10 protein-coding genes are annotated in these 13,002 nt (G+C 67.5%); 3 read left to right on the top strand and 7 right to left on the bottom strand.

Annotated features, from left to right (window positions below):
- Positions 1-96: 96 nt before the first annotated feature.
- Together ACLP9N_RS40265 and ACLP9N_RS40260 are read left to right on the top strand one after the other, a co-directional pair.
- Positions 97-1,479: a sigma 54-interacting transcriptional regulator gene (locus ACLP9N_RS40265; RefSeq protein WP_442412620.1), complete on the top strand. Its 1,383-nt coding sequence runs from the start codon at positions 97-99 to the stop codon at positions 1,477-1,479.
- Positions 1,472-3,457 (top strand): vWA domain-containing protein, encoded by a 1,986-nt coding sequence (locus ACLP9N_RS40260; protein ID WP_442412619.1) that lies wholly within the window; start codon positions 1,472-1,474, stop codon positions 3,455-3,457. The genes ACLP9N_RS40265 and ACLP9N_RS40260 overlap by 8 nt, the downstream gene beginning before the upstream one ends.
- A 15-nt stretch (positions 3,458-3,472) precedes the next feature.
- Here the strand turns inward: ACLP9N_RS40260 and ACLP9N_RS40255 are convergent, their stop codons facing one another.
- The 7 genes from ACLP9N_RS40255 to ACLP9N_RS40225 all read right to left on the bottom strand — a co-directional run bounded on the left by ACLP9N_RS40255 (position 3,473) and on the right by ACLP9N_RS40225 (position 12,583).
- Positions 3,473-4,075, bottom strand: a complete 603-nt coding sequence (locus ACLP9N_RS40255; protein WP_442412618.1) for a DUF1707 SHOCT-like domain-containing protein — start codon at positions 4,073-4,075, stop codon at positions 3,473-3,475.
- 81 nt (positions 4,076-4,156) lie between these two features.
- Positions 4,157-4,978 (bottom strand): enoyl-CoA hydratase family protein, encoded by an 822-nt coding sequence (locus ACLP9N_RS40250; RefSeq protein ID WP_442412617.1) that lies wholly within the window; start codon positions 4,976-4,978, stop codon positions 4,157-4,159.
- A gap of 10 nt (positions 4,979-4,988) precedes the next feature.
- The gene (locus ACLP9N_RS40245; RefSeq protein ID WP_442412616.1) at positions 4,989-6,155 is read right to left on the bottom strand and encodes an acyl-CoA dehydrogenase family protein; all 1,167 of its coding nucleotides are present in this window, start codon (positions 6,153-6,155) and stop codon (positions 4,989-4,991) included.
- The gene (locus tag ACLP9N_RS40240) at positions 6,152-8,143 is read right to left on the bottom strand and encodes an ATP-binding protein (protein WP_442412615.1); all 1,992 of its coding nucleotides are present in this window, start codon (positions 8,141-8,143) and stop codon (positions 6,152-6,154) included. The genes ACLP9N_RS40245 and ACLP9N_RS40240 overlap by 4 nt, the downstream gene beginning before the upstream one ends.
- A gap of 5 nt (positions 8,144-8,148) precedes the next feature.
- Positions 8,149-9,738, bottom strand: a complete 1,590-nt coding sequence (locus ACLP9N_RS40235) for an acyl-CoA carboxylase subunit beta (protein WP_442412639.1) — start codon at positions 9,736-9,738, stop codon at positions 8,149-8,151.
- 2 nt (positions 9,739-9,740) lie between these two features.
- On the bottom strand, positions 9,741-10,889 hold the full coding sequence (locus tag ACLP9N_RS40230) for an acyl-CoA dehydrogenase family protein (protein ID WP_442412614.1): 1,149 nt from the start codon (positions 10,887-10,889) through the stop codon (positions 9,741-9,743).
- A complete protein-coding gene (locus ACLP9N_RS40225; protein ID WP_442412613.1) occupies positions 10,886-12,583 on the bottom strand; it encodes an acyclic terpene utilization AtuA family protein in 1,698 nt (565 codons plus the stop codon). The genes ACLP9N_RS40230 and ACLP9N_RS40225 overlap by 4 nt, the downstream gene beginning before the upstream one ends.
- Before the next feature lie 206 nt (positions 12,584-12,789).
- Here ACLP9N_RS40225 and rpmF point away from each other — a divergent pair, with 206 nt between their 5' ends.
- Positions 12,790-12,963, top strand: a complete 174-nt coding sequence (gene rpmF / locus ACLP9N_RS40220; protein ID WP_424074533.1) for a 50S ribosomal protein L32 — start codon at positions 12,790-12,792, stop codon at positions 12,961-12,963.
- Positions 12,964-13,002: the final 39 nt, after the last annotated feature.

Genomic DNA, 13,002 nt, shown 5'->3' with positions numbered 1-13,002 from the left:
GGGCAATCGATCCGATTGCCCGGCCTTCGCGTCAGTTGACTCAGCAGAGGGAGGACACACAGTGCCGTATCGACGGCGCCGTCGTAGCTTAGAGAGGTGACATCACCGAGCAATCTGCCCCGCACGGTCGGCCAGCTGCGCGCCGCCGGCCATCGTGAGCGGGGAGTCAAGCAGGAAATCCGCGAGAATCTGCTGACCGCGCTGGCCGACGGAGACGAGGTCTGGCCAGGCATCCTGGGCTTCGACGACACCGTCTTGCCGCAGGTGGAGCGGGCGCTGATCGCGGGGCACGACTTCGTCCTGCTCGGCGAACGTGGCCAGGGCAAGACCCGGCTGCTGCGGGCGCTGATCGGGTTGCTTGACGAGTGGACGCCGGTGATCGGCGGCGCCGAATTGGGCGAACATCCGTATCGGCCGATCACACCGGAGTCGATCCGGCGGGCTGACGAGCTTGGCGACGACCTGCCGGTGGAGTGGCGGCACCGCAGCGAGCGCTACACGGAGAAGCTGGCCACCCCCGACACCAGTGTCGCGGACCTGGTCGGTGACATCGACCCGATCAAGGTCGCCGAGGGCCGCAGCCTCGGGGACCCCGAGACCATCGCCTACGGACTCATCCCCCGCGCGCACCGCGGTATCGTCGCGGTCAACGAACTGCCCGACCTCGCCGAGCGCATCCAGGTGTCGATGCTCAACGTCATGGAGGAGCGCGACATCCAGGTCCGCGGTTACACGCTGCGCCTGCCGCTGGACGTGTTGGTGGTCGCCAGCGCCAACCCCGAGGACTACACCAACCGCGGCCGCATCATCACCCCGCTCAAGGACCGGTTCGGCGCGGAGATCCGCACCCACTACCCGCTGGAGCTTGAGGCCGAGATCGGCGTCATCGCCCAGGAGGCGCACCTGAGCGCACAGGTGCCCGACTACCTGATGCAGGTGATCGCGCGCTTTGCCCGTTATCTGCGGGAGTCTCAATCGGTCGATCAGCGGTCCGGCGTGTCCGCGCGGTTCGCGATCGCGGCCGCCGAGACCGTCGCGGCCGCGGCCCGGCACCGTGGCGCGGTGCTGGGCGAGACGGATCCCGTTGCGCGAGTGGTCGATTTGGGCACGGTGATCGACGTGTTGCGCGGCAAGCTGGAGTTCGAGTCCGGCGAGGAAGGCCGCGAGCAGGCGGTGCTCGAGCACCTGCTGCGTCGCGCGACCGCCGATACCGCGTCGAGGGTACTCGGGGGCATCGACGTCGGCTCGTTGGTGTCGGCCGTGGAGCGCGGTTCCGCGGTGACAACGGGGGAGCGGGTGTCGGCCAAGGATGTACTGGCTGCGGTTCCCGGGCTGCCGATCGTGGACAAGATCGCGAAAAAGCTGGGCGCCGAATCCGAGGGAGAACGCGCCGCGGCGCTGGAGCTGGCGTTGGAGGCATTGTACCTCGCTAAGCGCATCGACAAGGTGTCCGGAGAGGGCCAAACCGTCTATGGCTAAACCTAATTCGAGAGGACACTCGTCACGCTACTCGGCGTACACCGGCGGGCCCGACCCGCTGGCTCCGCCGGTGGATCTGCGCGAGGCGCTCGAGCAGATCGGGCAGGACGTCATGGCCGGCACCTCGCCGCGCCGCGCACTGTCCGAACTGCTGCGCCGCGGCACCAAAAGCATGACCGGCGCCGACCGATTGGCGGCCGAGGCGAACCGGCGCCGACGGGATTTGTTGCGCCGCAACAATTTAGACGGCACCTTGCAGGAAATCAAGAAGCTGCTTGACGAGGCCGTGCTGGCCGAACGCAAGGAACTGGCCCGCGCCCTGGACGACGATGCCCGCTTCGGTGAACTGCAGTTGGACGCGCTCCCGGCGTCGCCGGCCAAGGCAGTCCAAGAGCTGTCCGACTACAACTGGCGCAGCTCGGAAGCCCGCCAAAAGTACGATCAGATCAAGGATCTGCTCGGCCGCGAGATGCTCGACCAACGCTTCGCCGGCATGAAGGAGGCGCTGGAGGGTGCCACCGACGCGGACCGCCAGCGCGTCAACGAAATGCTGGACGACCTCAACAACCTGTTGGACAAGCACTCTCGCGGCGAAGACACCCAGCAGGACTTCGAAGACTTCATGGACAAGCACGGCGAGTTCTTCCCGGAGAACCCGCGCAATGTCGACGAGCTGCTGGACTCGTTGGCCAAGCGGGCCGCCGCCGCGCAACGCTTCCGCAACAGTCTGAGCCAGGAGCAGCGAGATGAACTGGATGCCTTGGCGCAGCAGGCCTTTGGATCCCCCTCGCTGATGCAGGCGCTGAACCGCCTCGACGCGCACCTGCAGGCCGCGCGGCCGGGAGAGGACTGGACCGGCTCGGAGCAGTTCTCCGGCGACAACCCGTTCGGCATGGGTGAAGGCACCCAGGCGCTGGCCGATATCGCCGAGCTCGAGCAGCTCGCCGACCAGCTGTCGCAGAGTTATCCGGGCGCCACCATGGAGGACGTCGATCTGGACGCGCTGGCGCGCCAGCTCGGCGACGAGGCCGCCGTCGATGCCCGCACCCTCGCTGAATTGGAACGGGCGCTGGTCAATCAGGGCTTTCTGGAGCGCGGTTCCGACGGCCAGTGGCGCCTTTCCCCGAAGGCCATGCGCAGGCTGGGTGAAACGGCGTTACGCGATGTGGTGCAACAGCTTTCCGGTCGGCGGGGCGAGCGTGATCACCGGCGTGCCGGCGCGGCCGGCGAGCTCACCGGCGCGACCCGGCCCTGGCAGTTCGGGGACACCGAGCCATGGAACATCTCGCGCACGCTGACCAATGCGGTGCTGCGGCAGGCGGGGACGGCGACGATCAACGGCCAGCTGCGGATCATCGTTGACGACGTCGAGGTCTCCGAGACCGAGACGCGCACCCAGGCTGCGGTCGCTTTGTTGGTGGACACCTCGTTTTCGATGGTGATGGAGAATCGCTGGCTGCCGATGAAGCAAACGGCGCTGGCGCTCAACCATTTGGTGTGCACGCGGTTCCGGTCGGATGCCTTGCAGATCATCGCGTTTGGCCGCTACGCGCGCACGGTGACCGCCGCCGAGCTGACCGGTTTGGAAGGCGTCTACGAGCAGGGCACCAACCTGCATCACGCGCTGGCGCTGGCGGGCCGCCACCTGCGCCGGCATCCCAACGCGCAACCCGTCGTGTTGGTGGTGACGGACGGTGAGCCGACCGCTCACCTGGAGGACGTCGACGGTGACGGCTCGTCCGTTTTCTTCGACTACCCGCCGCATCCCCGGACCATCGCCCACACCGTGCGCGGGTTCGACGACATGGCGAGGCTGGGCGCACAGGTGACGATCTTCCGGTTGGGTAGTGACCCCGGCCTGGCGCGGTTCATCGACCAGGTCGCGCGGCGGGTCGAGGGACGCGTCGTCGTGCCCGATCTCGACGGGCTGGGAGCCGCCGTGGTGGGCGACTACCTACGGTCGCGGCGGCGTCGTTAGTCTGCCGAGCAGTACCTACCTGTGGGCCCTGCGGGCTTTGCGCTTGATGCCTACGCCGCCCCACAGCGAGAAGCCGCCGATCTTTACCGTCGGTGCGCCCGGCGTGCCCTGGCCCAGAACTTCGTGGTCGAAGCCACCCATCACGCCGTGGCCCTTGATCTCGACGTTGACCTCGGGTGGCAGCAGGATGGTCTGCAAGCCCATGATCGAGTACGCGTGGATCTCGACCTCAGTTGAGGTGAAGTCGGCGTAGCGCAGATCCAGCACCCCGCTGCCCCACAGGGTGAAGGTGGTGAGCTTCTTGGGCACATTCCATCGGCCGCGCCGCTCGAACCCGCTCAATAGGGCGAGCAGCAGCGTGGAGGGCGCCGGATTGACCTTGCCGCCCCGGCGCGGGTTCACCGGCGAGCCCAGCAGATCTTCCCGCAGCTGATCCAGTTCCTGGTACGTCGTTGCCGCATAAGCCCTGGTGAGGCGGTCTTCGTAGTCCTTCATCTCCAAGCGGCCTTGCTCAGCCGCATAGGCGAGCAACTGCGCAATTTGGATGCGATCGGTGTCCGAAGCGCGCGACCATTCGTCGCGCGCCTCCCTCGCGTCATGTTGCGCTGAGTTGTTCATCACACACGAGCGTACGACCTAAACATTTGACTGCAAGGGGGTGTCAGGGGGATTGGCTAAAACTGCAACCTTCGCAGCGGCTCAGCGGCCCACACCGTCAGCGGTGGGAGCCCAAGTGGGCGGTCGTTTCTGCAGGAACGCCAGCATGCCTTCACGAGCCTCGTCGGAAACGAACAGCCGGGCCGATTCCGCGGTGAGCCGTTCGGCATCGCGGTCGAATCCCTCGAGCACCGCGGCCGTCGTGAGCGCCTTCGACGCCGCGAGGCCCTGCGGTGACCCGCGGCCAATGTCGGCCACGAGTGCGGCCACCGCGGCGTCCACGTCGTCGGCCGCCATGGTGACCAGTCCGATCTCCGCGGCCGTGTGAGCGTCGAAAGTCTCGCCGGTCAGGTAGTAGCGGGCGGCGGACCGCGCCGACATCTTCGGCAGCAGAGTCAACGAGATGATTGCCGGCGCGACCCCGATCCGGGCTTCGGTCAAGGCGAAGGTGCTGCGCGGCCCGGCGACCGCGATGTCGCACGCACCGACCAAGCCGAAACCCCCGGCCCGCACGTGACCGTCGATCGCGACGATCACCGGCAGCGGGCACTCGAGGATGTCGCGCAACAGCGTGGTCATCTCCCTGGCCCGCGCCACCGCCATGTCGTACGGGTCGCCTCCGCCGGCCGCGGGATTCACTGGATTTTCAGCGAGATCGGCTCCGGCACAGAATGTTCCGCCCGTGTGCCCGAGCACCACCACCCGCACCGCCGGGTCCGCGGCGGCGTCACGCAACCCCTGGTGCAGCTGGGTGACGAGGGCCGTGGACAACGCGTTGCGGTTGTGTGGCGAGTTCAGTGTCAGCCGGGCGAGCGGGCCTGCGCAGGCGTCCGGGCCGGCGTACTCGACGAGGAGATTATCCATCAGTAAGGCTTCAGTAGCTTCGAGGCAGGCCCAGCGATGTCTGCGCGACGAAGTTCAGCACCATCTCGCGGCTGATCGGGGCGATCCGTCCCAGCCGGGCCGAGGTCATCATCGCGGCCACACCGTACTCCTTGGTCAGCCCATTGCCGCCCATCGACTGCACGGCCTGGTCGACGGAGCGGTTAGCCGCTTCGGCCGCAGCGTATTTGGCCATGTTGGCCGCCTCGGCCGCGCCCCCGTCGTCGCCGCTGTCGTAGAGCGTGGCGGCCTTCTGCATCATCAGCTTGGCGAGTTCCACCTCGATGTGGCACTGCGCCAACGGATGCGACAGGCCCTGGTGCGCGCCGATCGGGGTGGACCAGACCTTGCGGGTCTTCACGTAGTCGACAGCCCGTTGCAGGGCGAACCGGCCCATGCCCACCGAGCTGGCCGCACCCATGATGCGTTCGGGGTTCAGGCCCGCGAAAAGCTGCGCGATGGCGGCGTCTTCGGCTCCAACGAGCGCGTCGGCGGGCAGTCGTACGTCGTCGATGAACACCTGGAATTGGCGCTCGGGGCTGATCAGCTCCATTTCGATCGGGGTGTAGGTGAAGCCGGGTGCGTCGGTGGGCACCACGAACAACGCCGGACGCAGCTTGCCGGTTTTGGCTTCCTCGGTGCGGGCCACCACCAGCACCGCCTGAGCTTGGTCGATCCCGGAGATGAAGACCTTCTGGCCCTTGAGGATCCAGTCGCTGCCGTCGCGTCGGGCGGTCGTGGTGATCTTGTGGGAGTTGGATCCGGCGTCGGGCTCGGTGATGGCGAACGCCATCGTCAGCGTGCCGTCGGCGATGGCCGGAATCCAGCGCTTCTTCTGCTCGTCGGTGCCGAACTTGCTGATGATGGTGCCGTTGATGGCCGGCGATACCACCATGAGCAGCAGTGCGCTGCCGGCGGCCGCCATCTCCTCCATCACCAGCGACAGCTCGTACATGCCGGCGCCGCCACCGCCGTACTCCTCGGGCAGGTTCACTCCGAGGAAGCCGAGTTTGCCTGCCTCCGACCACAACTCGGTGGTGTGCTCGTGTGCGCGCGCCTTCTGCAGGTAGTACTCGCTGCCATAGTTGGACGCCCACTCGGACACCGCCTTGCGCAGCGCCCGGCGGTCTTCGCTCTCAATGAAGCTGGTATCGGTCATGCTGAATCCCCTTCTGCTTCTAGCGCTTCCACTCTTGCCAGGACGGCGCCGACTTCGACTTGTTGACCGGTAGTGACGTTGAGTTCTGCGAGCACGCCGTCGGCCGGCGCGGCGATGGTGTGCTCCATCTTCATCGCCTCCAGCCAGATCAGCGGCTGGCCGGCGGTGACGGTGTCGCCGGCCTCGGCGCCGAGACGGATGACGTTGCCGGGCATGGGAGCAACCAGCGATCCCTTTTCGGCAGCCGAAGCCGGGTCGGGGAAGCGGGGCAGCGCGACCAGGTGAACCGGCCCGCGCGCCGAGTCGACGTAGACGTCTGGATCTTTGGAGCCGTAGCGCTTCACCGCGAAGCTCCAGGACACCCCGTTGCCATCGGCGAGCACGACCTCGTCCGGCGCGGACGAAACCAGCCGCACCGACTCGTCACCGGGAAGCGCCAATCCGGTTCTGGTGAATCGGTATTCGACGCGATGCTCGGTGCCCCCGTCGTAAAGGTAGGTCTTGGCCTGATAACCCGACGCCAGGTTCCTCCAGCCGCTGGGGATCGAGCCGAACACGGTGGCCGCCGCACGATTGTGCGCGGCGTCGGCGAGAGCGGCGGCGATAGCCGACAGCCGGACCGTCGCGTCGTCGGCCAGCGGCGCGGACAGCTCCTCGAGTCCGTGCGTGTCGAAAAACGCTGTGTCGGTGGCGCCGTCGAGGAACGCGGGATGGCGCAGCACGTTGACCAGCAACGCGCGGTTGGTATTTAGTCCGTGCAGGTGGGTCCGGGCCAGCGCGTCGGCGAGCACCAGCGCCGACTGCCGACGCGTGGGAGCGTAAGAGATGACTTTGGCGAGCATCGGGTCGTAGTGGATCGACACCGCCGATCCGTCGACGATGCCGGAGTCCAGCCGGATCCCGGTCCGCTGTCCCAGGGAGCTGAACTCGGCCTGAACCGATGGCACGTCGATCGTGTGCACCAGGCCGGCCTGCGGCTGCCAGCCGTGCGCCGGGTCCTCGGCATAGAGCCGGGCCTCGATCGAATGTCCTTGGGCGGCAGGGGGTTCGGGATCCAGATGCACGCCATGTGCGACCGCGAGCTGCAGCTCGACGAGATCGAGCCCGGTGGTCTCCTCGGTGACCGGGTGTTCGACCTGCAGCCGGGTGTTCATCTCCAGGAAGTAGAACTCGCCGTTATCGTCGGCGAGGAACTCTACGGTTCCCGCGCCGGTGTAGCCGATCGCGCCAGCGGCCAGCCGCGCGGCGTCAAACAGCTTGGCGCGCATGCCCGGTGTGCGCTCCACCAGCGGTGACGGTGCCTCTTCGATGACCTTTTGGTGGCGGCGCTGAATCGAGCATTCCCGTTCCCCGACGGCCCACACGGTGCCGTGGGTGTCGGCCATGACCTGCACCTCAATGTGGTGACCGGCCGGCAGGTAGCGCTCGCAGAACACGGTCGGGTCGCCGAACGCGGACTGTGCTTCCCGCTGGGCCGCGGCGACCTCGGCGGGCAGCGCCGACAGTTCGCGAACCACGCGCATGCCGCGGCCCCCGCCGCCCGCGGACGCCTTGACCAGCACCGGAAGCTGGGATTCGGTGACCGTGTCGGGGTCGAGTTCGTCGAGCACCGGTACTCCGGCGGCCGCCATCAGCTTTTTGGATTCGATCTTGGAGCCCATCGCGCGCACCGCGTCCACCGGCGGGCCGACCCAAATCAGGCCGGCCGCCTGCACCGCGCACGCGAATTCGCCGTTCTCCGAGAGGAATCCGTAGCCGGGGTGCACCGCGTCGGCTCCGGCGGCGCGCGCGGCCGCGATGATGGCCTCGGCGTTCAGGTAGTCGTTGGTCTTCGGCAGCCGTACCCGGGCGTCGGCCTCGGCGACGTGCGGCGCGGCCGCGTCCGGGTCGGTGTAGACAGCGACGGTTCCCAGGCCCAGTCGTCGGCAGGTGGCGAACACACGTCGGGCGATCTCTCCGCGGTTGGCAACCAGCACTCGAGTGATCATCGGATTCACATCCTGAAGACGCCGAAGTTCGACGTCCCTTTGATCGGGCCATTGGCGATGGCGGACAAACACATTCCAAGCACGGTGCGGGTATCGCGCGGGTCGATCACCCCGTCGTCGTAGAGCATTCCGGACAACACCATCGGCAGCGACTCGGCTTCGATCTGGCCCTCGACGGCGGCCCGCATGGCGGCGTCGGCCTCCTCGTCGACCTGCTGCCCGCGGGCCTCTGCGGCCGCCCGGGCCACGATCGACAGCACGCCCGCCAGCTGGGCGCCGCCCATCACCGCGGACTTGGCGCTGGGCCAGGCGAACAGGAATCGCGGATCGTAGGCGCGACCGCACATCCCGTAGTGGCCTGCGCCGTAGGACGCGCCGATCAGCACCGAGATGTGCGGCACCGTCGAGTTGCTCACGGCGTTGATCATCATCGAGCCGTGCTTGATCATCCCACCCTCTTCGTAGTCCTTGCCCACCATGTATCCGGTGGTGTTGTGCAGGAACAACAGTGGCGTGTCGGAGCGGTTGGCCAGTTGGATGAACTGGGTCGCCTTCTGCGACTCCTCGCTGAACAACACGCCGCGTGAGTTGGCGAGGATGCCCAGCGGGTATCCGTGCAGTTGTGCCCAGCCGGTTACCAGGGCGGACCCGTAGAGCGGCTTGAACTCGTCGAATTCGGAGCCGTCGACGATGCGCGCGATCACCTCACGCGGATCGAACGGGGTGCGCAGGTCCGAGGGCACGATGCCGATCAGCTCCTCGGTGTCGAACAGCGGCTCGGTCACCGGCTTCGGCGCGGGTCCCTGTTTGACCCAGTTCAGCCGGGCCACGATGCGGCGGCCGATGCGGATCGCGTCGAGTTCGTCGTGCGCGAAGTAGTCGGCCAAACCCGATATGCGGGCGTGCATTTCGGCGCCGCCCAGCGACTCGTCGTCGGACTCCTCTCCGGTGGCCATCTTCACCAGCGGGGGCCCGGCCAGGAACACCTTCGAGCGTTCCTTGATCATCACCACGTGGTCGGACATCCCGGGTATGTAGGCTCCACCGGCGGTGGAGTTGCCGAATACCAGCGCGATGGTGGGGATTCCGGCCGCAGACAGGCGGGTCAGGTCGCGGAACATCTGCCCGCCAGGGACGAAAATCTCCTTTTGGGTGGGCAGGTCGGCGCCGCCGGATTCCACCAGCGAGATCACCGGCAACCGGTTCTGTAGGGCAATCTGGTTAGCCCGCAGTATCTTTCGCAGGGTCCACGGGTTGCTGGTGCCGCCCTTGACCGTCGGGTCATTGGCGACGATCAGGCATTCGACGCCGCTCACCGCGCCGATGCCGACGACTGTGCTGGCACCGATCTGGAAAGCGCTGCCGTACGCCGCCAGCGGGCTCAGCTCCAGAAACGGGGAGTCCGGATCGACGAGCAGCTCAATGCGTTCCCGGGCAGTCAGTTTGCCGCGGGCGTGGTGACGTTCGACATACTTAGGCCCGCCGCCCCCGAGCGCTTTGGCGAGTTCGGCGTCGATCTCGTCGAGCCGGGTCGTCGCCGCGGCGGCCGCCTCGGCGTAGGCGGCACCGTTCGGGTCGAGCGTGGACTGCAGCACCGTCATGATTGGTATCCCAGCAGTTTGGCGGCCAGCGCGGTGAGGATCTCGGTGGTTCCGCCGCCGATGCCCAGGATCCGCATATCCCGGTATTGGCGTTCGATTTCGGATTCGGCCATGTAGCCCATGCCGCCGAACAGCTGGACGGCTTGGTTGGCCACCCATTCGCCGGCCTCGACGGCGGTGTTCTTGGCGAAGCACACCTGCGCGATCAGGTTGGTTTCACCGGCGAGTTGACGCTCCACCACGTTGTGCGCGTAGACCCGGGCGACGTCGATGCGCCGGGCCATCTCAGCGAGCGTGTTCTGCACCGGCTGACGGCTGATCAGTGGGCGGCCGAACGTCTCCCGGTCGCGGCACCACTGCGCGGTGATGTCCAGGCAGCGCTGCGCACTCGAATACGCCTGCGCAGCAAGGCCGATGCGCTCGGCGACGAATGCCTGGGCGATCTGGGCGAACCCGCTGTTCTTGGCGCCGACGAGATTGGTTACGGGCACGCGGGCGTCGACGTAGGACAGCTCGGCGGTGTCGGAGGATCGCCACCCCATCTTGTCCAGCTTGCGGCTGACCTCGAAGCCGGGTGTGCCCTTCTCGACCACCAACAGCGAAACCCCGGCTGCGCCAGGGCCACCGGTGCGCACCGCGGTCACGACGTAGTCCGCGCGGACGCCGGAGGTGATGTAGGTCTTGGCGCCGTTGACGATGTAGTGGTCGCCATCGCGTACCGCGCTGGTTCGCAGGTGCCCGACGTCCGAACCGCCGCCGGGCTCGGTGATGGCCAGCGCACCGATCTTCTCCCCGGACAAGGTGGGCCGCACGAACGTGTCGATCTGGCGTGCATCCCCCGACGCGATCATGTGCGGTACCGCGATGCCGCAGGTGAACAGCGACGCGAAAACCCCGCCGGGTGCACCGGATTGGTGCACCTCCTCGCAGATGATCACCGAGTCGACGCCGTCCCCACCGCCCCCGCCGACCGCTTCCGGAAAGTTCGCGCCCAGCAGCCCGGCCGCCCCGGCGCGCCGGTGCAGGTCGCGGGGCAGGTCGCCGGTGCGCTCCCACTCGTCGGCGTGGGGCAGGATCTCGCGTTCGGTGAACGAGCGCACCGTCTTTCGCAGCTGCTCGCGCTCGGGCGTGTTCCACAGATTCATAAGAGCCTTTCTGGAATGTCCACGTGGCGGCTGCGCAGCCATTCGCCCAGACCCTTGGCCTGCGGATCGAATCGCGCTTGATAGGCGACACCCTGGCCGAGGATGCCTTCGATGACGAAATTCACCGCCCGCAGATTAGGCAGCACGTGGCGGGTGACGTCGTGGTCGGCCGTCTCGGGCAGCAGCTCCTTGAGCAACTCGACGGTCAACGTGTTGGCGAGCCAGCGCCATTGGTCGTTGGTGCGGACCCAGACCCCGACGTTGGCCGAGCCGCCCTTGTCGCCGCTGCGGGCGCCGGCGATCAGGCCCAGCGGCACCCGCCGGGTCGGTCCGGCGGGCAGCGGGTCCGGCAGCGGCGGGGGATCGGCGGGTGCAAGCTCTAAAGTGTGGGTGGCGCAGGCGATCTCGGCGCGAGTGCCGTCGTCGTGCACAGCGATGTGCGGCACCTGGGTCGCGTCGACGTAGCCGGCGGTGAACACGCCGTATACCTGGCCCTCCCCAGGCGGGGCGGTGACGCTAAAGCCTGGGTAGCTGGCGAGCGCCAACTCGACTGCGGCCGAAGAAAACTGGCGTCCGACATTAGCGGCGTCGGGATCGCGGACGACGCAGCGCAGCAACGCGCTGGCGGCTTCCTCGGTGTCGGCGTCGGTGTGGTCGGTGCGGGCCAGGGTCCACTCCAACTCGGCGGGCTTGACGGTCAAGCTAGATTCCAGCTGCCTTCGCACCAGCTCGGCCTTGGCTTCGATGTCCAGGCCGGTCAGCACGAACGTCATGGCGTTGCGGAACCCGCCGATGCTGTTCAGCGACACCTTCATCGTGGGCGGCGGCGGTTCGCCGATCACCCCGCTGATGCGCACCCGATCGGGGCCGTCATCAGACAGATCGATGGTGTCCATCCGGGCGGTGACGTCCGGGTTGGCGTAGCGGGCGCCGGTGATCTCGTAAAGCAGCTGGGCGGTGACGGTGTCGACGCTGACCAGGCCGCCGGTGCCGGGGTGCTTGGTGATCACCGACGAGCCGTCTTCATGCACCTCGGCCAACGGGAAACCCGCGTACGACAGGTCGGGTACTTCGGTGAAGAACGCGTAGTTGCCGCCGGTGGCCTGGACGCCGCATTCGATGACGTGGCCAGCGACCACGGCCCCGGCGAGCTGGTTGTAGTCGGTGCGGCCCCAGCCGTAGTGCGCGGCCGCGGCGCCGACGATCACCGAGGCGTCGGTTACCCGGCCGGTGACGACGACGTCGGCGCCGTCGTTGAGGCAGTCGACGATGCCCCACGCGCCCAGGTAGGCGTTCGCCGTCAGCGGCGTTCCGAGCCCCAGCTCCGCGGCGCGGGGGAGCAGGTCGTCGCCTTCAACGTGGGCGATCCGCGCGTCGATGCCCAGGCGCTCGGCCAGGGCCCGCACCGCGTCCACCAGTCCCGCCGGGTTCAGGCCGCCCGCGTTGGCGACGATGCGCACTCCGCGGTCACGGGCCAGTCCCAGTGACTCCTCGAGCTGGGCCAGGAAAGTCTTGGCGTAGCCGCGGTCCGGGTGCTTCATCTTGTCGCGGCCGAGGATCAGCATGGTCAGCTCGGCCAGGTAGTCACCGGTGACGTAGTCCACCTCGCCGCCGGTGAGCATCTCGCGCATCGCCGATAGCCGGTCGCCGTAGAAACCCGAGCAGTTCGCGATGCGAACGACACCGGAAACCATCCGCGTCCTCCCTTCAGGGCTGCGCGTTACCAACCAACCGGTAGGTTAGCGGGTGTGGCCGGTGCCGCGTCAAGGTCGGTGCGGGCGCCCGTTTTGGCGACCAGCAGCTCACCGACTATCCTTGTCCGAGATTGTCGCCGTTCGGCCCGCCGGGCCATGCCGCGCGACAGACCCGTGAAATCCTAATCGAGGAGTAAGGCCCGACCATGGCGACACCCAAGCGCAGGATGTCGCGCGCGAATACCCGAAGCCGGCGCGCGCAGTGGAAGGCCGTTAAGACCGAGCTCGTCGGTGTGACGGTGGCAGGCCACAAGCACAAAGTGCCCCGTAGGCTACTCAAGGCCGCCCGCCTTGGCCTCATCGATCTGGACCGGCGTTAATCTCGGGCAAATACGCGGCGCGCCTCTCAGGCCGCTCTC

Source organism: Mycobacterium sp. (assembly GCF_052144515.1).
Lineage (GTDB): Bacteria > Actinomycetota > Actinomycetes > Mycobacteriales > Mycobacteriaceae > Mycobacterium.
Note: the sequence above shows the minus strand (reverse complement) of the source record. Positions and strands in the feature narration are given on the sequence as shown.